General features: G+C 32.7%; 15 protein-coding genes. 6 read left to right on the forward strand and 9 right to left on the reverse strand.

The window, feature by feature from the left end:
* Nucleotides 1–106 precede the first annotated feature (106 nt).
* The 7 genes from GM921_RS04105 to GM921_RS04135 form a co-directional block, all read right to left on the reverse strand.
* Nucleotides 107–1,372: an O-antigen ligase family protein gene (locus GM921_RS04105; RefSeq protein WP_182921336.1), complete on the reverse strand. Its 1,266-nt coding sequence runs from the start codon at nt 1,370–1,372 to the stop codon at nt 107–109.
* Nucleotides 1,344–2,477 carry a DUF1972 domain-containing protein gene (locus tag GM921_RS04110; protein WP_182921337.1) on the reverse strand — a complete coding sequence of 378 codons (1,134 nt, stop codon included), beginning with the start codon at nt 2,475–2,477 and terminating at the stop codon, nt 1,344–1,346. The genes GM921_RS04105 and GM921_RS04110 overlap by 29 nt, the downstream gene beginning before the upstream one ends.
* Entirely contained in the window at nt 2,474–3,616 is a 1,143-nt protein-coding gene (locus tag GM921_RS04115) for a glycosyltransferase family 4 protein (protein ID WP_394354292.1), read from the reverse strand. The genes GM921_RS04110 and GM921_RS04115 overlap by 4 nt, the downstream gene beginning before the upstream one ends.
* The gene (locus tag GM921_RS04120; protein WP_182921339.1) at nt 3,600–4,610 is read right to left on the reverse strand and encodes a glycosyltransferase family 2 protein; all 1,011 of its coding nucleotides are present in this window, start codon (nt 4,608–4,610) and stop codon (nt 3,600–3,602) included. The genes GM921_RS04115 and GM921_RS04120 overlap by 17 nt, the downstream gene beginning before the upstream one ends.
* Nucleotides 4,603–6,267, reverse strand: a complete 1,665-nt coding sequence (locus tag GM921_RS04125; RefSeq protein ID WP_182921340.1) for a hypothetical protein — start codon at nt 6,265–6,267, stop codon at nt 4,603–4,605. The genes GM921_RS04120 and GM921_RS04125 overlap by 8 nt, the downstream gene beginning before the upstream one ends.
* Before the next feature lie 107 nt (nt 6,268–6,374).
* Entirely contained in the window at nt 6,375–7,793 is a 1,419-nt protein-coding gene (locus GM921_RS04130; protein WP_182921341.1) for an oligosaccharide flippase family protein, read from the reverse strand.
* 1 nt (nt 7,794) lies between these two features.
* Complete coding sequence (locus GM921_RS04135) at nt 7,795–8,604, reverse strand: glycosyltransferase family 2 protein (RefSeq protein WP_182921342.1); 810 nt, start codon at nt 8,602–8,604, stop codon at nt 7,795–7,797.
* 170 nt (nt 8,605–8,774) lie between these two features.
* Here GM921_RS04135 and GM921_RS04140 point away from each other — a divergent pair, with 170 nt between their 5' ends.
* From GM921_RS04140 to GM921_RS04165, 6 genes are all read left to right on the forward strand, one after another.
* Nucleotides 8,775–9,380, forward strand: a complete 606-nt coding sequence (locus GM921_RS04140; protein WP_182921343.1) for an RNA polymerase sigma factor — start codon at nt 8,775–8,777, stop codon at nt 9,378–9,380.
* Between the two features lie 17 nt (nt 9,381–9,397).
* Complete coding sequence (locus tag GM921_RS04145) at nt 9,398–10,675, forward strand: porin family protein (RefSeq protein WP_182921344.1); 1,278 nt, start codon at nt 9,398–9,400, stop codon at nt 10,673–10,675.
* 252 nt (nt 10,676–10,927) lie between these two features.
* On the forward strand, nt 10,928–14,224 hold the full coding sequence (locus GM921_RS04150; RefSeq protein ID WP_182921345.1) for a tetratricopeptide repeat protein: 3,297 nt from the start codon (nt 10,928–10,930) through the stop codon (nt 14,222–14,224).
* Complete coding sequence (locus GM921_RS04155; protein ID WP_182921346.1) at nt 14,217–16,139, forward strand: DUF3857 domain-containing protein; 1,923 nt, start codon at nt 14,217–14,219, stop codon at nt 16,137–16,139. Before GM921_RS04150 ends, GM921_RS04155 begins: the two co-directional genes overlap by 8 nt.
* Nucleotides 16,140–16,143: 4 nt before the next feature.
* Nucleotides 16,144–18,114 (forward strand): DUF3857 domain-containing protein, encoded by a 1,971-nt coding sequence (locus GM921_RS04160; protein ID WP_182921347.1) that lies wholly within the window; start codon nt 16,144–16,146, stop codon nt 18,112–18,114.
* A 261-nt stretch (nt 18,115–18,375) separates the two neighbouring features.
* The gene (locus GM921_RS04165) at nt 18,376–19,722 is read left to right on the forward strand and encodes a sensor histidine kinase (protein WP_182921348.1); all 1,347 of its coding nucleotides are present in this window, start codon (nt 18,376–18,378) and stop codon (nt 19,720–19,722) included.
* A 5-nt stretch (nt 19,723–19,727) separates the two neighbouring features.
* On the opposite strand, the gene GM921_RS04170 is transcribed toward GM921_RS04165, so the two are convergent.
* Together GM921_RS04170 and GM921_RS04175 are read right to left on the reverse strand one after the other, a co-directional pair.
* Entirely contained in the window at nt 19,728–21,122 is a 1,395-nt protein-coding gene (locus GM921_RS04170; RefSeq protein WP_182921349.1) for a c-type cytochrome domain-containing protein, read from the reverse strand.
* A 4-nt stretch (nt 21,123–21,126) separates the two neighbouring features.
* Nucleotides 21,127–22,059 (reverse strand): sugar phosphate isomerase/epimerase family protein, encoded by a 933-nt coding sequence (locus GM921_RS04175; RefSeq protein ID WP_182921350.1) that lies wholly within the window; start codon nt 22,057–22,059, stop codon nt 21,127–21,129.
* Nucleotides 22,060–22,081 lie beyond the last annotated feature (22 nt).

Consider the following 22,081-nt stretch of genomic DNA (forward strand, 5'->3'; position numbering starts at 1 on the left):
TTTTTTAGATTTAACAATTGAATTTCTAATTTTAAGATCCGTTGAAAGATAATTTACTGTTATATATAAGACGTTTTAAGCGTCAATTTGGTTGCCTAGTTTAAAATTATGTTGATGAATTTTGACGGTTTTTAGCGTGTTTATGATTACTTGAAAAATACAGCAGGGAAAAGAAAAAACTATAAAAGATAATCCCCTTATCTACATCCAATAGGTTTTCTGAAAAGGAAACTAAAGCGACTAAAACGATGAAAGAAAAGAGCAATACATCTTTATTTCTGATGCTGATAGTAAAACCATAAATTAAAGTAATCAGATATACCAATAAACCGAAAATGCCTGCTTTGATTAATAGACTTAAAAATTCACTGTGTGCATTTAATGATGCGAGATAAGAACGATATAACTTTTTTTCAAAATAACCCGCTCTCAATAATTGAGTTTCTGAACCAGCGCCATGTCCAAATATTGGTTTAGTTAAAATCACTTCTCTTGCAACTTGCCAACGAGCTAAACGCGGTTCAATTAAATTTTGAGAAATAGTGCTGTTTAAGTCGCTTTTGAATTCGGTAAGGTAACGCGTTTTTAATGCATCAATTTTATAAATACCGACAAACAATAACACACTGAATGTTAACGTAATCAAAATGTATAGAATGCGTTTTTTAGAATTCAATATAAAATAGGGGATGGCAAAGTTGATAATCAATAGTAACGAAACAAATACTGATTTAGAACTCAATTGAATAATGCCAGCAGTTAAAATGCAACAACAGAACAACAAAGAAATAGTTGATTTAATATTGGATGATCTTAATGCTACAGAAAGTAAATAGATCAATGCCAAAGAAAGTTGCATGGAGAAAAAAGTAGCATGAATGCCAAATGGTTCTGAAAAATTATGATTAATAAAGGCTGGTGAAAATAAAGCAGCTAGCGGTAAATGATAATAATTGATTGTTACTAAAGCTTGTACATATAGATACACAACTGAAAGTGTACAACCAATTGAAAAGACGAGGAAAAAGTTGTTTCGATATTTTTTTAGATCGATGGGATTTAAACAAAATAGTATGGGCATTAATAATATGAAAGCTTGTTTGCCGATTTCTTGATAGCCATGGGTTTTATCAATACTGTAAAATATACTAATTAACGTGACCAAAAAGATAGATTGAAGTGTAATATTTTGAAGCGTAAACAGTGGCTTAATATCGCTTTTCCGTAAATGAATGAGGGTATGAATAAAAAGGCATACTATAATTAGATGGCTATAAAACCTATCAAATGGTAGGCTCAATAAGAACAATAAAATTAGGTAATAGCTAATCCGATTTGCAGTACTATCTTTTATTTGAAATAATTCTTTCATCTTTCACTTTACAATAACATTCAATTATAAACTCTTCGTAGGCATCGATTACTTTCTCCCAATTAAATTGATATTGGATTTTGAGTAAATTATTTTGCACCATTTGCTTTTCTGGATCTTTCCGTTGGACCGTTTCTATCAATTTGCGAACATCAACTGCGTTGTTAAAGTAAAAAGCATCCTTCTCCAATACTGATTTATTGAAAGGGTTATCATGAGCAGCAATCAAGGCTTCACTCGCCATCGCTTCTAGCAAAGAAGGATTTGTTCCACCAACACTATGTCCATGGAAATACAGATAAGAATTATTTTGCAACGACCTAACTGCTACATTATTAAAATTTGATCCTTTAAATTTAATCCGTTCATCATTTTTAAACTTATCAGTGATGAATTTTCCGAATTTATTTTGAGTATCGCCCAGCACTTTAAAGTTCTTTTCCGAATTGCTATTGGTGAAACCATCTAAAATAGTTTCGATGTTATTTTCTGGTTCCATTCTAGCCATTAATAAAAAATAATCTTCTTTTTGCATTTCGGTCAAGCTAAACTGCTCTTTTTCTTGTGGAGAATAAAGATCAGCTCCATAAGGAATGTAGCTACTATTGATTGCATACTTATCCTTCAAATAGGATTTAATAACCATCGAATCGGCGATGTAAAATTGACTGTGTTTTACAGCTAATTTCTCAGCATATTTTAAAAACTGCTGAACTGGTTTGCTGTATTTAGTTCGTTTCCACTCCAATCCATCCATATTTGTGATAATGACACTTTCCTGCGGATATAATTTCCCCCAAACTGAACTGCTGGTATATCCCATAATCAATATCACATCAAAGTTTCTTTTTCTGGCATCTCTTAAACAATTAAAATCGTAGATAAATTGTCCTGCAGTTCCAATTAAATACTCAGGATCATAGCAATGGACAAGGTTTACACCATTCCACGATTTTTGCTGATAAGGATGTTGATGTGAATTATAAACCGTAACCGAATGCCCTTTTTGAACAAGACCTTCACTTATGTATTCAGAAATATGTTCAAACCCCCCATAATGATTTGGAATTCCACGTGTACCGAGTATGGCAATTTTCAATTTCATTGATAGGTAGTTAAAAGATTATAAAATAGATTTCCACTGTGTTGCCAATTGTATTTTTCCTGAACTTGGTTAGCAACCTTATTTAGAAAATCATTACTCGGTGGAGAGGCAAGAATAGAAGTTAGTTTTTGCTCAAATTCATTTTTATTTTGAGGATTGAATATGTGCGGTTCAAAAAAATCAAAATCCTTCATTGCAGTAGCATTTGAACATAAAACTGGGCAATGAAATCCGGCAGCCTCAAGTGGAGGAATACCAAAACCTTCTGCTTTTGAAGGGTAAACGAAAAGCCTAGAAGCGAGATAAAAATTATTCAGATCTGATTGTTCAACTTGCTCTATCCAATAAAATAACTTGCGTTGCTCATTATTCAGGTTTTCAATTAAAAAATTTAACTCTTTAATAGGAATAGATTCCTTTCCGATAAAAACAAGCGCAATGTTTTGCTGATATAATTTAAGCTTTAGATAGGTTTTTAAAAGGAGTAAATGATTTTTCCGAGGCTCGATTCTACTTACATAAAGGATGAAATTCTTTACTCCGAATTTTTTATCAACTACTTTGACTGCATCTTCTTTCAAAGTTTCAGTTTTGATTTTTGACAAATCAATCCCATTTGGAACAACATGTAGCTGTTGAATTGCAATATGATAATGTTTATGAATCTGCTGCCTTGAATATTCACTTACTGTGGTTTTCATAGCTGCATTTTTAATGCTACGCCCAAAAAGTAAATTACGACTGAAGCGATAAATTAAACCGAATTCAGTTTTAAAATCACTAAATAAAGTATCGTGAAGTGTTACAATGTACTTACAGCCTTTTATTTGTTTCGGACTGGTATATTGAAAATGAGCAAAATCAAATTGGTGTTTTTTGAGGAAAAGAGGAATATCGAAAAGAAATCTTAGTAAGCTAAGTCTTCTCTTTTTATATATCAATATTCGGTTTTCAGGAAAGCCTGGAAATTCGATATTAAACTTAGCTACATTTTGTACACCAAAATAAATTTCGAGGAGCGGATAATCTATCATCAATTGTGTATACAAGCCCTTTAAAAAAGTTTGTGAACCTTGATATTCTTTATCGAATACATGTCCATCAACAAATATTTTTAGCGATTTAGTTGCCGTTGACATAATTTGTTGAGTTAATAGAAAGGTCGTGTTTTTGATATCCTAAATTTGTTTTGAACAAATGATATCCAGCATGTAAAATAGATTCTGGCAAAAATGAAATCAGAAGCAGTAGGTAATTTTTAATGTGAAAAGGACTTATAGATAATGTTTTACGTAGATTTTCTCTCGCTTTTAGCGGTTGATAATTATTCCACAAATATTTTTTCCCTAGTAAAGCGTAATAAGCACCTTCCTTTATCTTACGACCATGTTGTCTTTTGCCAATTTCAATTAGTTTAAGTCCATCATGTTTAGAAATATCAAGTTGAAGAATAGCTGTGTATTTTATTTTTTTAAATGAAGCAGTTCTCCATTTTTCATCAATGGTGATTGAGTCCGGATTCAACCTTACTTTAATAAGTGATTGATTTAAATTGCAGACCTTTTCATTTTTAATAAGATTTGCCCATAACAAATGATCCTCAAATGTGTAAGCATATTCATTATAACCGCCATAATGTATAATTACCTCTTTTTTATAGAACACACTAGAGTGTATAAATGGGCAAATTTTAGGGTTAAGCGCTAATATTTCAGAGTAACTTAAAGCACTTGGTCTATAGGTGAAAATATATTCGCCATCCACACTCACATAATCAACGCCAGAACCAATAATTTGATAGTCTGGATTGGCCCGCATAAAATCATATTGCACTTGTAGCCGATTGGGGTGGCAAATATCATCGGCATCAAAACGAGCGATGTAATCTGCACTGGCATGAGTTAAACCATTATTCAATGCTGCTGCAACTCCTTTATTTGGCTGACTAATTACCTTAATTCTTTCATCTGTAAAGGATTGAATTAGGGCTAAGGAATTATCTGTTGAACCATCATTTATAATCAAAAGTTCGAAATCTGTAAACGTCTGATTTAGCACTGAACTTATTGCTTTTTCAATAAATTTCTCGGTATTATAAACCGGCATAAGGACAGTAATTTTTGGATTATTCATTTGCTAATCCTCCTGTAGCTTGAAGCGAACTTTCTTTGATATTTAACAAGAGCATCAACTCAAATAAGATTAAAACAGAGAGTTGTTCAAACCAATAATCAATAAAGAAAATGCCTAACAATAAACATAGCAATGGAATTCCATAGGTTAATTTTCGGAAATCCTTTAAGAAATAACCGATATAAAAAATAAAGAAAAGTAGTAACCCAATTATTCCATATTCTGAAAGTAATTGATCATATCCAGAAAATGGGCTGTTTGTAATAGAGTGATAACCAGATTGTTTGCTAAAAAAATAAAGATAAATATCGAGATGGTTAACCAGGAAATCCTCATTGATGTACGCATATTTTTTTGGGTAATTACCTGTGATTCCTAAATTGGTAGTTCTGAAAGCTAATTTAGAAGAGAAGTTACCCATTCCATTTCCTACTATAATTTTTGAGGGATGACTAATGAAAAAATGAACTGATTGCAAAAGACCAACTGCTTTGCCTGGAAAAGATGGGATTGGAGTTCGCTTTGAGGAATAAGGTAAAGAAGCACTGTTTTTTTCGATAAAAAGCAACATTGGTTCTTGTATTTTCAATGGAACTTTAATGCTCTGAAACGTTGGAGTATGAATGCTGTCTTGTGGTAATAAAATTCGACCATGCTCATCCTTGATTAGTGTTTTATTGTTTTTTGCAAGACTTACTTTAATGGGGTTTTGTAAAAGATTGAGGCTATCCAAATACAGCGTTACAAATTTTTCCCTTTTCTCTTCTTGAGTAAGAATTGAATCAGGCTTTTCTCTTAGTGGAATAGGTTTAGTTTGTACATTACTTAATTTTTCATCCCAATTCTTATCAAAAACTCTTTCGAAAGTTTCATTCACATATTTATTGTTCTGTGGCGATATTTTGACCATAAACACGACCAACAAAAACAAGCAGATTACAATCATGCTTTTTTGATCTCGACTACTTTTAAAAACAAAAAGTACTGTCAGAATGCCAATAAGCATAATATTTGAAAAATTACTTGCTGTGAAAATTAATACAACCATGCACAGAATTAACATGGGATATTGCTTTTTTATCAGGAAATAAATTACACCAACGGTATTCAAAATAGCATTAGTTGTTGAGGTATCGAACGTTACGCCTTTGATGTAATCTCCAGTTCCCATAAAGTATTTTTGAAATAATCCCTGATAGATATATGGATTAATTTCGCCGATTTCCCAAATAATCTTGAATAGATTAAGTGCCGAAAACAAAGCATTGATGATGAAAAATACAACTATCGTTTGGTGAATAACCTTTGGCTGTTGTTGTTCTACCGTAAGTTTCACCTGATGAATTGCCAATACACACAATAGCCAAAATCCTATGCCAGTAAATAGTACTAAAAAGTAATTTGAGTTTTGGTAGCTTTTATTTATCACCATGGCTACTATCGCCAATACACTAATGAAAGGATAAAAAAGAGGAAGTCGTGGATTTTTTAGCTTAAAACCGAAATTAAAATTTGGTTGTAATACATAAACCAGTACAATTGCAGGAACCTTTATGGCCATTTTCACATCCAAAAAAAACAATAATAAAACCAGCAACTTCCAGTCAATTAGCGTCTTTAATTTTTTGAAATTGATGCGAGTTAAACCGATGTTCATCCTTTTTTATAAGGAGAATAGCTTGTTTGGTTTTATCTAAATTTTGATCTACTATTCTCTACTTGCTCATACGATTTAGCTTAGTAAAAGGTTGCTTTTAGGAGAAGCTAATTAAATTTAAAAGTATGCACAATGGTTTTAAGATCGCTCCATTTAACTTGGCGAGTAGCAATCAATAAACTAATAAAAACCAATAAAGAGAGTATAAGATTTAAAAGATAATCTACTTGCAGATATCTAAATAAAAATCCGCTAAAAAGAGCAAAAGTTAAAAAAATCACAAGATCTTTCAAGATTGAATTTAGTATTGTTATTTGATTTTTAGACAAGTAATAAATGGTTTGAACTATAGTTGCAACCAAGAAAGAGATAGCTGCTCCTTCGTTGCCAGCGTAAGGAACAAGTATAATGTTAAGGAGTAAATTCGTCAAAAATGAAATGATAAAGCCAAACAAAATCATTTTCATCCTTCCTTGAGCAAAATAAATCGTCCATAAAAAATTGTTTAGATAAAGAAATGGAATGCATAATGAAAGGAGAAAAATAGTATTAACATTAACGATTCCATACTTACCATCAGTTATAAAATCAATAACTGGCTGCCAAAGAACGTTAAGAAACAAACAACTTACCATTGCTATAATCAGCTCTGCTTTTACTAGTAATCTAAATTTATCTGTTGAGTAATTATGTGTATTAAAAATTTTAATAAATCGTGGTAATAAAAGCGGCGCTACTGCTAAAAGAGGAAGAGTGGCAATCTCAAAAATTTTATAGGCAAAACTATATTCAGCCAATTTTACCGCAGAAATCATCACTCCGATAAAAATCCAATCTAATCGAGCCATAACTGATGTTAAAATTACAACTCCAGTTTGCGGCATGGCTTCACGCAATAAATTGAAGTAAGTCTTTTTTTCTAACGAAACACTTAAGGGAACTTTTATATTTCTTTTGAAAAGATAGAGGCAAACAATGAATTCGGTGAGATCGCCTAAAACAAAAAGAATTACAGTTTCCTTTAACGTAACTATTTTAAAAATAGCCAAAATTAGTAGTGCTAAACTTCTGGTTACGTTGGAAATGATTAGCATGTAAGCCATTAGTTTAAATTTTTCGAGTCCATTTGCCAATGTTTTAAATGGGGTAGAAAAATAAATTAACAGTTTACCAACGCCAATGGCTAGTAGTATTGGATAAATTTCATTTTTTGGGTCGAAGAAAAAACTGCACAGTACTAGAACTATGAAAAATAAAAATCCAGTTAATAAAACATGTAAAAAATAGAGCGAAAGAATGTTTTTGAGTTCATGATTGGATGCAATTTTCCTAATCAAAACCTGATCAATTCCTAAAGTAAGCAGATTAAAAGCCATCAGCATAATGGCTAAAACGAAGTTAATTTTACCGAAACTAGCTTTATCCAATTGTGTAGATAATATATAAAATATAATTAACCCACATAGTTGATTAACGAGTAGTTGTGCAGTATTTGCTGATAGATTTTGGAGTAGCTTGTTTTTCAAGTTATTTATATTCCATATCAAAATCTTTTATGATATGCGTTTTAGTGCTAAGGGAATCTAATTTACGTTGAAGTTGTTTTAAACGATAATACTTCGACCAAGTATTTTTATAGGTAATAAGAGCAATATCCAGTCCTTCTGCGCCATCTAAAAAGCCAAGCCGGATAATATAATTTTTGATAAAACCGAATATAGGAGAAAGATAAAGCTTTAAAAACACGTTTTTCTTGTTATTAATTAAGTATTGTTCGGTACTTAAATTTGCATAATGATTGGCTTTTTGATAAAATTCTTGTACAGATTGAACCGTAAAATGATCAATATGACCTTTTAGTCTTTTAATATTAGTGAAATTTGGAAGTAAAAGCGTTTCGTGAACTTTAGAGTTAGACCATTTTACATGAATTCGATTGAATAAACGAATTTTATGATTATTTCCCCAACTTCCATACTGTATTATTTTTTTGCCAAAGTATGTTTTGAATTTAATGTCATACACAACCTTTGAATCATTAAACGACAATTGATGAAGTGCAGTAATCAACTCTGCATCTGGTATTTCATCTGCATCAATACTTAGTATCCAATCGTATTTTGCAAGAAGACCACCTTTATTTTTATTCGCACCGTAACCATCCCAATTTTCTAAAAACACTCTACATCCAAGACTTTCAGCAATTTTAGGGGTGTAATCTGTACTGTCGTTATCAATTATAATTATATCATCAGAAATAGGTTTACATGCAGTAATGCAGTTTGCAATTAGTGCAGCTTCGTTTTTGGTGATGATAACAATGGAGACAGGAATCATTTTATACTTCTTGATATTAGGTATATCGTATTAAACTGCAATTTGGTTGCCTTTACCTAAAATTAATTTTAGTAATCCTAAAAAATAACCGTTAGGGGCGGCAACCTTTATTAGTCTTTGCCCGTAATAGTAAGTAAAGTTGGTGTTGTTAAACCTTTAGCCGATCCACTATGGATGAAGAATTACTACTACTTATTAAAAATTGCTTAAGAAAGGATAGAAAATCTCAACAATTGCTCTATAAATCATTTTATGGTTACGCAATGGGTATTTGTCTTCGTTATACCAACAACCGAAGTGAAGCAGTAGAAGTTTTAAATCAAGGTTTCCTAAAAGTATTTACTCATATAGATCGATTTGATCAGACTAGAGAGTTTAAATCTTGGCTTGGCCGCATTATGATGAACGCTTCCATAGATAATTATCGGTCGAATTTAAGAACTGCTCATGTACTTGATATTGATGAAGTAGATGATATTGGACATGTTAATCTTTGTGATAGTAACCTTAATTATGCCGATTTGTTAACCATGGTTCAACAGCTTCCACCAGCTTATCAAACCGTGTTTAATTTATTTGCAATAGATGGCTATACACATGAAGAAATTGCAGCACGTTTAGACATAAGTGTAGGAACTTCTAAATCGAATTTACACAAAGCGAGAAAAAAATTGAAGCAGATGATCATTACTATAGATGAATCAGCTAAAAATATTCAGTATTACAGAGAAACAGGTGAAGATTTTACACCGATTATATCAATTGGTTGTGCATAGAATAGTTAATATAGACAATGAAAGAAGAAGATAAAGAATTGGATCACCTTTTTAAGAAAAGGCTTCAGGATGCCGAGAATATCTTCGCTTATAATGAAGAAGATTGGATGGCGCTTGAAGCTCGTCTTGACAAAAAAGATAAGAATCGAGTGGTTTTACGCTGGTTACGTATTGGGAGTGGAATAGCTGCTATGCTATTACTTGCATTTGGTTGGTGGTTTTTTGGTTCAACCGACTTAAATAACAATCCAGCAACTGTAAAAAAAGTAAAACAAAGTGATGATAAAATATCAAATCAACCAATATTTAAGTCCGAAACGCAAAAAAATGATAATGAATTATCGCTAGAAAAAACGTTATTAACTCATAATTCAATTCCTAAAAAACACAAAGTTTCTGTTCCAACAAAACAACTGGTTCAAAATTTAAACACCCAACAAAATACGGAAGAAAATAGTATAGCTTCAACAGTTCCTGCTGCAAAAAAAGAAGAAGCAAATGCAGCAATTGTTATTGCAGCTGTATCACCTGAAATTAATAACAGTGTTGTCGTTCAACAACAAGTTGCAAATAACGTTAATACTACACAAGTGGTGATAGATGCCGTATTACCTACCGATTCGAGTTCTTCAATAGTTGAACCTGAAAAAATCAAAAAACCAAAAACAGGGAAAACAAAACGTCCAATACTATTCGCTATTAGTGCTGTTGCTTCATCTGATTTGAATGGTACTAGTTCTTTAGGGCAAGCTAAAGTCGGCAATAATTATGGAGCACTATTAAATGTGAGTATCTCTAAAAAAATAACTATTCAAACTGGTCTCATTTATTCTAACAAGCCGTATCAAGGTAATTTTAATAGCTATATTTCTGCGTATGGCAGTAATCCATATGCTACTAAATACGTTCCAACAAGTATAAATGTGGTTTGTAAAATGTTCGATTTACCCTTAAATATTGATTATCGTTTCTTCGAAAACGAGCACAATGTACTATCATTTGGTACCGGACTTTCATCATATTTCATGCTTCATGAAAATTACCAATATAACTTTGAACCAGTACAATATGCCTCAAAAAACTATGAAGTTCCAAATAGTAAAACATATTTATTTAGCATCTTAAATTTAAATGCAACTTACGAGCGCAAGCTTAATCAGAGAATAGGGGTAATGGTTCAACCCTATTACAAACTTCCCTTAAGAGATATAGGTTACGGTAGTGTCAAGCTTCACTCGGTTGGCCTTTCTGTCGGGCTTAGATTAAACCTAAATAATAACAAACTAGGACGTTAGTAAATTAGCGAATTAGTTTAAAAAAATCAGAGATTGAATTTTTGCACTATACTATCCATTTAGGTTTCAATAAGCTAATTCAATCCTCTCCACATATTTCCTCAAATAAAATCTTCGAGTTTTATTTTCCCTCTGCAACATACGTAATCGGTGCTATTTGTAAACCATAATAAACAAAACAAAATAAATTAGTAGTCTTTGTTTTGAATTTTTAAAAAAAACTATATTTTTAGGTTTAACTAACGCCCCTTCATGAAAACCCGTAATTTAATAGTACTAATATTATTTCTTTTTCTTTCAAAATTCTCTCTTGCGCAAAAATCAGAAATTATAAATTCTGGCGATATCATTACTAAAAGCCTAGCCCTTGCTGATTCTGGCCAGTTTAAACCTGCATTGGCTCTCCTTAATAAAGTTAGCCGAAGTGATACCAATTATGTATCTGTACTACTTAAAAAAGCTTTGGTATGCCGTGCCGATAGTCAGTATAACGAAGGAGTTAAATATTGTCAGCAAGCATTACTTGTAAAAACCAATCATGAATTCGGACCCGATATCTATAATGCATATGGAAGTCTACTGCTTGATATGGGGAAATATGACGAGGCGATAAAGATTTTCGACACAGGGCTTGGGAAATATCCAGAGTTTAGCATGCTATATTTCAACAAAGGTGTGGTTTATCTAAGGTTAGAAAAACCTGAGGTAGCTGAACAATGGTTTCAAAAAACGCTTTTAATTAATCCTTATACATACAGTGCTCATTATCATTTAGCTCTCTCAGCAGTACTTCAAGGGAAAATAGTTCCAGCGTATATCAGTTACATGTCTTACCTTTTATTCTCTCCCAAAGGGAAATTTGCACAAAGTTCTATAAATATGCTGCAACAAATATCAGTTAATACAGATGAGATATTGAACTTTAAAAACAACCGAAAAACATATCCTAATGCCAATTATCAAGCAGTAGAAGATGTGATATTCTCAAAAATAGCACTCAATAAATCGTATGAAATATTAACACAAGTAGATGATCCTATTAGTAGGCAAATTCAAGCAGTGATAGAAAAATTGGAATATACAGATGATGATTCTGATTTTTGGACTCAGTATTACCTTCCATTTCTGAAGAAAGTATATGCTGATAAAAAGTTTGACTTAATGATTAACCACATGTTCTCAAATGTTAAAATTCCTGCAATTGAGGCTTATGTTGAAAAAAACAAAAAGCAGATAGATGTTTTTACAGGTGAGGCGAGTGTTTATTTTGATCTCATTCAATCTACACGCGAATTAATGTTGAAAAAACGAGATACAACAAGCACAAGGTTTTTTTATGAAGATGGAGCGCTATTAGGAAGAGGTACACTTTCAAAAACAGGAAAAATTTTATTAGGTGCTTGGACTGGATATTATCCAGGTGGTAACATCAAAAGTCAAGGCATATTTAATAGTTCTGGTCAACGCAGTGGCAGCTGGACTTGGTTCAATTATAAAGGAGCAATTAAAGCAAAAGAAAATTACCTAAATGGTAAACTTGCTGGGCAGCAGGAATATTATTTCGCGAATGGCAATAAATCTTCAGTTGAAAATTATATAAACGGACAACTTCAAGGTACTATAACAGTGTATACTTATGGTGGTAGTATTAAGAGTGTATCCAATTACAAAGCAGGTAAATTAGATGGAGAAGAAAAAAACTACTACAATAATGGTGATTTAGAAAGTGAGAAAAACTATACTTCTGGAGCACTTAACGGCAATGAAAAGGCATATTTTAAAAATAGAAAGTTGAAATCTGTTGTACAATACATAAACGGAAAAGCAGAAGGTAGTTATAAGGAATATAACAATCAGGGTATTTTAGTTACAGAAGGAAATTTTTTAAAGGATCTTACCGAAGGAGAGTGGAAGTATTATGATGATCACGGAAAAATTAAGCAGTCTTCGCAAAGGCATGCCGGAATAGAGAATGGTCCTCACAAAGAGTATTATCCAACTGGAGAGCTATCATCCACTTACAATGCAGTAAAAGACAAAATAGATGGAGAGCTTTTAGAATACTATAAAGACGGCAAAATATTCTCTAAACGCACTTATGAAAACGGTGCATTAGTGAAGGCTTCATATTTAGATAAATCTGGTAACGCACTAAGTTCTCTGATCAGCAATGGTGAAACTAGTAAATTAATATCCTATGGAAATAATGGACTTAAAAAATCTAGCTTAACTTATAAAGCTGGTGTATTAAATGGTCTTGATACTATTTATTACAATTCAGGTAAAATTAATCAGATACTTAATTATAAAGATGGCTTGATAGATGGAAAAGTAGTAACCTATTACCAAAATGGAAAAATCAAATCAGAAACTACAATGACTGATGATAAAACCAATGGTTATTATACTAGTTTTTATATGAATGGAAACATTGAAACGGAAGGGTGGATGGTTGAAGATCAGTACCAAGGACCTTGGTCTTATTATAATGAAAATGGTAAATTGAATTCTACCCAATATTACCTAGCTGGTGATATAGATGGTTATAAGGAAGAATATTTCGCTAACGGACAAAAATCAGTTGAATATAAATATTACAGAGGATGGCTAGAAGAAGTTACGAATTATGATGAACAAGGAAAAGTAATCGCAACCGATATTTTCGATAAAGGTCAAGGCAAATTCAAGTTATTACATCCAAATGGTAAGTTAATGGCAGAAACAAATTATAAAAATGGAGAATTTGATGGTGTCTTTAAATCCTATTATTTTGATGGAAGTCCTGAACGCATTTTTTATTATAAATCCGGATTGTTAGATAGTACTTATGTTAATTATCTACATGGTGGTATAAAATCTATGGAAGGCAAATATGCTAATGGAGAAAAAATAGGGGTATGGAAATTTTACGATGAAGATGGTAAAATTTCTCGAACGTATAATTACAGTGGCGATAAATTAAATGGAGAATACACTAGGTTTTTTGAGAATGGAAATAAAAAATACGTTTCCTATATAAAGGATGACCTTTACCAAGGATATGGTAAAATGTACGATCCAAAAGGAGCTTTAGCCTATCAAATTTTATTTAATGATGATTTAGCTGTCTCTTATTCTTTTAATGATAGTAACGGGAAATTACAAAACGAAATGCCTATCAATAATACAATGGGGGTAGTAAAAGCATTTTTCGCTAACGGAAAGCCATCACGAGAATGTACCTATTTGGGTGGCGAAAGACATGGCGATGATCGAGTATATTACGAAAATGGAAACCTACTCTCAGATGAACATTTGGAATACAATGTATCAGAAGGAGCTGCTAAAACTTATTATGAGAGTGGTAAAATTAAAACAGATTTTAACTATTTGAACGATAATGAACATGGTCTATGTAAAACATATAATGAAAATGGATCTATAAAACGAGAAACTAATTATGAATATGGTGTAATTCAGGGTCCTGTTAAAATCTATAATGAAAATGGTAAGCTGTTACAAACAAAAAATTACGAACAAGGAGTACTTAAATCTGTTAAGTATGAATAAACATATACCAGTACAGCTCATTATTTTCCTCACACTTTCTTTTAGTATATTTTCTTTAAAAGCACAAAATATGGATGAGCTTCGTAAGCAATATCCAAGCGAAAAAGCAGTGTTTGTAGATAAGCTAGTCGATTACACATTCGTACTAAAAGAAGATAAACCATATGTAGAAAGTAGAGAAAAAGAAAGCATTGCCTTTTTAACTGAAAATGCAGCAAATTATGTAGGCTCATTTAGTTTTTATCACAGCTTTTTTCGTGAACTTATCAATTATTCAGCACAAACACGTACAGCAAGCAACAAAGTAATCAAAGTAAACAGTTTCAAAACAACATCAGATAAACAAGATTTTGTTTTTTATGATGATTTAAAAAAAATGTCTTTCAATTACCCTTCTATTGAACCTAATGCCATTGGTTCGCTAGATGTTTCTTGGGTAAATAAAGATGCACACTTATTACCAACACACTATTTCAGAAGTTACTTGCCTGTGCTCAACAGTGAGTTAAAATTAACTGTGGCAAATGATATATTCATCAAATACCAAAAGAAAGGGCTTGATACAGCCAATATCATCGTTACAATTGACAAAGGGAAACGCAATACCATCTACTCTTTTAAATTTAAAAATTGCACAGCAGATAGAGCATATGGAGATGCTCCTGGATACGCATGGTACTCACCACACGTAGTTTTTTATATAGATAGTTATAAAGATAGTCAAGGAAAAAAGATTTCGTACCTATCTAATAGTGATGACCTATATGCATTAAATTATAGCTACATAAAAGACATAAATACTAATGTAAGCACACAAGTAAAACACATTACAGATTCACTTACCACCAATTTAAAAACAACCGAAGAGAAAGCCCGTAAAATCTACAACTGGGTTCAACAGAATATAAAATATGTAGCTTTTGAAGACGGTATGGGAGGATTTATTCCAAGAGAAGCTGCGCTTGTATGCACCCGTCGTTTTGGCGATTGTAAAGATATGTCGAGTATTTTAACCCAAATGATGAAAGTTGCAGGTATAGATGCATATTATACCTGGATAGGAACCCGAAATATTCCATACAAATTTAGTACAACACCGCTACCATTAGTCAGCAATCACATGATTTGCGCCATCAAATTAAACGGCAACTATATTTATCTAGATGGTACAGATCCTACCTGCGTATTTGGTACCCCATCTTCCCATATTCAAGATAAGGAAGCAATGATTGCAATAAACGATAAAGAATATAAAATTACTACCGTTCCAACAGTCCAAAAAAATCAAAATGAACTTGTAGATACAACATGGGTTGATATTATTCCAAACGGTATTAAAGGTCGTATCACACAAAATTTAAAAGGTTATTTTGCCTCCGAAGCATATGCTAGTTTAATGTATTGGGGCGAGAAAAACCTTAACGAACACATGAAAGGTGAATTTATGCGTGGAACAAATAAATTTAATCTAGATTCATTTGCTATTGATAGGAAACCTATTGCGAGCCACATTGCATGGGAAGGTAACTTTACTTTACCAGGATATGGTACCAAAGTAGGAGACGAGTACTACCTTAACCTAAATCTCTTTCGCTTTTTCGAAAACTCAAAAATTGAAACCCTCAAACGAAATGTTCCAATAGCACATGATTTTAAGTTTGTTAAAAAATACGTAACCATATTAAACTTACCCAAAGGCTATAAATTAACCTATTTACCAAAAGGACAAACCTACAATTCAGAAGCAATGAGCTTCAGCCTATCTTACGAACAAAAAGGTAATCAACTAATTTTTATCCAAGAGTATACAAATAACGAATTAATGCTTACCCAAGATAAATTTGAAGCTTGGAATAAAATGCTCGACAACCTATTTCCAATGTACAAAGAAACCTTAAGCCTTTCAAAAATATAACGCTATGAACAAACCGCTACTTATACTCTTTATTTTACTTGTTTCAGTTAAAATTTGCAATGCCCAACAACCAACAGTTAAAATAGAACCATGGTCTTCCAAACCAGTTATTCATTCTTTTGATGCTAAATACAAGAAAGAATCTGCACTAATTATTAAAGATATTCGCCGCATAGAATATGCAGATAACGCTAAAGGAGACGTTGAAAAATATTATACACTCCATAAAATAGTTCACGTTAATGATGATGCTGCAGTAGAACGATACAACAAAATATACATCAGCGTTACCGACGATTCAGATATTGTAGATGTTCGAGCAAGAACCATTCTCGCAAGCGGTAAAACAGTAGAATTAAATAAAGCAGATATTAAAGATTATAAAGAAAAGGATGGAAGTGTTTATAAAATCTTTGCTATGGAAGGACTTGAAAAAGGGTGCGAAATAGAATATGCTTATACTATAAAAAGACCTGTTTCCTATATGGGAAGAGAAAACCTGCAAATTGATATACCGCAATTAGAAACATCATTTGAAATTATTTGCCCTGAGCGACTTAGGTTCGAACTAAAACCTTTCAATTTCGAATGGACACCCAAAGATTCAGTCGAGGCCGGAAAACGTTCTGTAAAATGTATTCAGAAACAAACAGCAGGAGTAGATGAAGAAAAATATGCTTTTTACGACGCTAACATTAAGTACGTAGAATTTAAACTAGCCTATAATGATGCAGCCCGTAAAGGAGAACGATTATTTACATGGAATGATTTTGGACGTCGTATCTACGAAATGTACACAGCAGATGTTACAACTAAAGATATTGCGCTAGTAGCTACAATTAGTAAAGAAAACGGATGGGATAAACTTCCAGATGAAACTAAAAAATTGATTGCAGTAGAAAATTACATCAAAACAAAATACACGTATAACGAAGATTTGAATGATGAAGAATCAAACGCTATTTCAGTTATCATTAAAAATAAAATTGCTGGTCAAACAGGTATAATGCGACTTTATACTGCTATTTTTCAAAATTTAGGCGTTAAATATCAATATGTTGTAGTAGGAGATAGAACCAGTTCTACTATTGATCGCACATTTGAAAATTGGAATAACTGTGATTACAGCTTATTCTTTTTCCCTACACAAAATAAGTTTATCGCCCCAACAAGACCAGATTTTCGCTACCCTTGGATTCCTCCAGTATGGGGCAATACCAACGGAGTATTTTTGCGCACCACCACTTTAGGAAGCGTATCTACCGCATTAGCCGAAGTAAGAAATATCGAATTACAACACTACAGCAAAACCGTACATGTAATCGAAAGTACAATTCAGTTAAGTAAAAAGCTAGATTCACTTGAAATCGATGCCACACAGTCTTACTCTGGGTACGCAGCCGTAGATATGCGAGATGCTTTCAATTACGCTAATGATGAAGTCAAACAAAACATCATCAAACAACTAGCAAAAATGCTAACCGGTTCAGAAAACGTGCTATCCTCAAAAATAACCAATCAAGAATTTGAAAAAGCAAATGATAATCAACCAATAACCTTAAATGTAAAAACAAAATCTGGCGAGTTAATAGAAAACGCAGGTAACAAGCTTCTAATAAAAATTGGACAAGCAATTGGTACCCAAGTAGAAATGTACCAAGAAAAAGAACGACAATTTCCTATGAACATTGAGTACGCACACATTTTAGATAGGAAAATTAATCTCATTATACCAGAAGGTTATACAATAAAGAACCTAAAAGATTTAAAATTAAACGAAATTTATAAAGATAAAGACGAACAAACAATGGGTTTTGTATCCGATTATAAACTTAACGGAAATATCTTAACAATAAACGTTGTAGAAGATTATCGGAATACCCAATACCCAATAACCCAATACGAAGCATTTAGAAAAATCATTAATTCCGCTTCAGATTTTAATAAGGTAGTGTTGGTTTTAGAAAAGATGTAGCATGTGTATTTGTTAAGGTCTTGTTCGAGACTCCTTCGAGACTCCTTCGAGAAAACACTGCTTTTCTCGAACATGACCTTAACAAGACCTAAAGAATACCTTAACAATCGACTTGTTTTGATGTGGCTATAGATAATCTGTGATTTAGTATATTTTTGATGTACTCCCCTCAGTAATTACCATTAGATTTTATCAAGTCCACATATTTTAGCTATAATTGTGTATCTAAATACGCCAAGCCATCATCCTTTCTAACTATCCATGCCGAAATTAATTAATTTCAAATTTCTAAAAGCCCAAGCTGTAACTGAAAAATCAACCGTTTGGACACAACTAATTGGACAACCAGCACAATTCTCTTTAGAAAGTAGGATATTTCATTCCCTAAGTATTGGCTTAATAGCAATAGCAATTATATACACACCCTATAATCTATTCGCAGGCCTATATGTCGGCTCAATCTCAGCCTTCTTAATCGGCTTATTCTTCTTCTATCAATACTATTATTCAAGGTTTCATAGCAAACCACACAACAATACACTGTTTGGTATAATTGGCTTGTTAATTTTTGGCGTTAACTATTTTACAAACTCAGGCATACATGGCTCAACCGATTTAATTTGGCCAGCATATTTGTTAGTGATACTTACCATTTCGCCATATAAACAGCACTTAAGGTGGTTAATCATTTATTTATTATGTTTTCTAGCGCTGCACACTGTCGAATATTATTATCCTCATCTAATACAGCACCCATTTACAGCAGGCAAAGGAGAATTTATTGATAGAATTACAGCCTTTCCAATGCCCGTATTCGTTATTTATATCATTATCAGATTTATAAGACGCAGTTATGATCTAGAACGCAAAGCAGCCGAAGAAAAAACAAAGCAGATCTTACAACAGAAAGACGAATTGGAACAGCGTAACATGGAGAAAAATAAGTTGATGTCTATCATCTCACACGATGTGAAATCACCTTTAATGAATATTCAAAACTACCTTACTTTACTGCAAGAAAATGCGTTGAGCAACGAAGAACGTAGTATGCTCGAGAAATCGCTACAAAATTCCACCATGCACACCATTACCATGCTCTCTAATTTACTAAGCTGGTCCAAATCACAAATGGAAGGAGCTATTGTGCAACTAGCAGCAGTAAATGTATTACAAGTACTAGCCAATACCATAGCATTAGAAAAAATTCAAGCCACCAAAAAATACATCACATTCGTAGATACTATCCCTCCACAGCTAATAATAATGACAGATGTAGATATGTTGCAGCTAGTAGTACGTAATCTTATCAGCAATGCGATAAAATTTACACCAACTGGTGGATTAATCAATATCAATGCGGAAATCATTAACAACGAATGTAAAATCACAATTAATGATAATGGAAAAGGAATTGCCCCAATAGATCAAGAAGACATTTTTTCTATCAAAGCAGCGCCAACCTATGGTACCAATAACGAAAAGGGAGTTGGTTTAGGCCTAGTTTTGTGCAAAGAATTTATAGAACGACTTGGAGGCAAAATTGGTTTTGAAAGTAAACTAGGAGAAGGTTCCAAGTTTTTCATTTCTCTGCCTTTAGCTACAGTATAGCTATTTTATAAAGCCTTAACTACAATCGTATCTTTAGCTAAAAATGGAATCTTATAATTTCCAGTATCTAAACTCACCTTTGGCAATAGTTTTTTAATGCTCGCTAAATCAGCTTTGCTCACCTTAGTTTGATACACATACAAGAACTTTAAATTCTTAAGCTGCTTCAATTGTTCAATACCTTTTAATGAGATGTTTGTACCAACCAAGCTCAATGACTGTAATTGATCTAAGCCTTTTAACTGCGCTAAACCTGCATCAGTAATAGAAGTATAATTTAGATTTAACCTTGTTAGATTTTTACAATTTTTAAATGCACTCAGAGTTTGGTCATTTACTTTTTTATTCTCTAGCTTAAGCCAAAGCAATTGTTTTTCTATCGATTTTATCAAGTCTAAAACATCTTTCCCCATCGCGTCTGCATTGATAAAATTCGCCGACAAATAATTTGTGTTTTGTGCAATAGGGGATATAGTAACACCTTTAGCAGTGAATTTTTTCAATACTTCTTGATCAACCATATCCACTTCTTCAGTAGGGATATCATTAGATTTAGCTACTTCTTGTGTACTTTCGCCTTTCTGTAAACCTGTTAAAACCGATTTAATTCCTTCAGGTTGAGGCAAATCTTTAAATTTCTTCTTAAAATCAGCACCATTATCTATCCACCATTTCAATAACTTAATTTCATTTTCAGTCAGCTGTGGCTTCTCTTTCGGAGCCATATGATCTTTGTTATCCAAAGGAAGTAACAATCGTCTTATCAGTTCACTTTCTTCAGCTTTGCCCCTCACAATGGTATTTCCATCTTCGCCACCTTTTAAAATATAGACTTCTTCATCCAATCGCAATTTGCCTTTTTGTTTTTCACTACCGTGACAACTGTAGCATCTGTTTTTTAATAAAGGCTGAATAGCATTTTGATAAACAAAGGCTTCTTGCACATTCGGAATAGGAGGAATGGCCGCACCACTTTTTGTATTCCCTGATTTTAATGGAGCAGTTAAATAATCAGAACCATGCGTTAAGGAACCACCTAAATGACCGGTTATAGAAATCAATACAATAAGGATTACAGAAATTGTACCCAATACTGCATTAGATTTTACTTTCTTATAAATTGCAAATAAAATAATGGATAAAACAGCAACACTAATACCCATCCATTGGTGATTACTGACTAGTTTACCATCATAATCTCCACTATTGGATAAAAAATATCCTGTTAAGCAAGAAACAACAGCACTTAATGCGCCAAGCAACAACATGATAGGAACAGCATGTTTTAAATTAACAAACTTTGCACTGAACGATAAAAGAATAAAGATGCAAGCAAGAAGCAAAATCCCAATAGGGAGATGCACAAAAACAGGGTGAAAGCGACCAAAAAACTCTAACATCTTTTTACTGATATCTCTTTCTTAATAAATTCATCATATAAACATTTATTGCCCACTGGTCTGCAACAGGTTGACGCGTATAAGGCAAAGTAGGCATATAATCTGGCGGACCAAATTCGGTAAGGATTGTCATTCTTTCTCCTTTTTCTTTTTTGTAAGCAATTACTTTATCCCACCATGCTAAATGTGCTTTTACAGCATTTTCCCACTCTGGTGCTCTTGGATCATTTACTTGCGGCCCTTCAGGATGTCCTATTCTAGAATGGATATGATCAACTCTTTTCAATAAGTAATCTATGGTTTCTTTTTGATCGCCTAGTAAACTTTCATGAACCGCACACCAATGCGAAATATCTAGTGTTAAGCGTAGATCTGCATTCTTTTCTGCAAAATTACGAGTTACATGTGCAGCAAACATCATTCTACTCCTATGAGTTTCGTGATAAATAGGAATACCAGATGATTTTGTTTTTGCAGTGGTATAATCTATAAGCTGCTTATTCTGCTCATAAGTAAAATAGTCTCGTCCTGAATGGCAATTTACATATACTGGTTTTTGATAAGCATTTGCACAAATCGCATCCAAATTCTTTTTAAACAATGCAAAATGTTCATCTGCATTTGACTGATTTCCTGCACATAAAAATCCAATTTGTAGCTTATGTTTTTTCACAGCATCAAAAAGCTCTTTTTGATCTTCAGGTTTATCAGTCCACCACACTTCAATTCCTTCATATCCTTCTTTTTTTGCAGCGGCACAAAACTCATCTCTGGTTCCATCAAAACCCCAATCGGTTTGCATAAACAACAATTCATATCCAGCTTTTGCAGTTATGTTCTTAAATTCATTAGCACTAATATTTTGTATCGGCGCTAAAAGCGATGCTGCAGTTACTACAGCTGTATTTTGTAAGAATGTTCTTCTGGTTTGGTTCATCTTTTAGTTCATTGGTTCACTA

The sequence above is a fragment of the Pedobacter planticolens genome (assembly GCF_014172375.1).
Classification (GTDB): domain Bacteria; phylum Bacteroidota; class Bacteroidia; order Sphingobacteriales; family Sphingobacteriaceae; genus Pedobacter; species Pedobacter planticolens.

Bases quoted from the DNA above. Each gene is read 5' to 3' on its own strand.
- GM921_RS04120 (WP_182921339.1), bottom strand. From the start codon at position 4,610: ATGAATAATCCAAAAATTACTGTCCTTATGCCGGTTTATAATACCGAG.
- GM921_RS04170 (WP_182921349.1), bottom strand. From the start codon at position 21,122: ATGTTAGAGTTTTTTGGTCGCTTTCACCCTGTTTTTGTGCATCTCCCT.
- GM921_RS04105 (WP_182921336.1), bottom strand. From the start codon at position 1,372: ATGAAAGAATTATTTCAAATAAAAGATAGTACTGCAAATCGGATTAGC.
- GM921_RS04155 (WP_182921346.1), top strand. From the start codon at position 14,217: ATGAATAAACATATACCAGTACAGCTCATTATTTTCCTCACACTTTCT.
- GM921_RS04135 (WP_182921342.1), bottom strand. From the start codon at position 8,604: ATGATTCCTGTCTCCATTGTTATCATCACCAAAAACGAAGCTGCACTA.
- GM921_RS04175 (WP_182921350.1), bottom strand. From the start codon at position 22,059: ATGAACCAAACCAGAAGAACATTCTTACAAAATACAGCTGTAGTAACT.
- GM921_RS04110 (WP_182921337.1), bottom strand. From the start codon at position 2,477: ATGAAATTGAAAATTGCCATACTCGGTACACGTGGAATTCCAAATCAT.
- GM921_RS04140 (WP_182921343.1), top strand. From the start codon at position 8,775: ATGGATGAAGAATTACTACTACTTATTAAAAATTGCTTAAGAAAGGAT.
- GM921_RS04165 (WP_182921348.1), top strand. From the start codon at position 18,376: ATGCCGAAATTAATTAATTTCAAATTTCTAAAAGCCCAAGCTGTAACT.
- GM921_RS04160 (WP_182921347.1), top strand. From the start codon at position 16,144: ATGAACAAACCGCTACTTATACTCTTTATTTTACTTGTTTCAGTTAAA.
- GM921_RS04125 (WP_182921340.1), bottom strand. From the start codon at position 6,267: ATGAACATCGGTTTAACTCGCATCAATTTCAAAAAATTAAAGACGCTA.
- GM921_RS04145 (WP_182921344.1), top strand. From the start codon at position 9,398: ATGAAAGAAGAAGATAAAGAATTGGATCACCTTTTTAAGAAAAGGCTT.
- GM921_RS04115 (WP_394354292.1), bottom strand. From the start codon at position 3,616: ATGTCAACGGCAACTAAATCGCTAAAAATATTTGTTGATGGACATGTA.
- GM921_RS04150 (WP_182921345.1), top strand. From the start codon at position 10,928: ATGAAAACCCGTAATTTAATAGTACTAATATTATTTCTTTTTCTTTCA.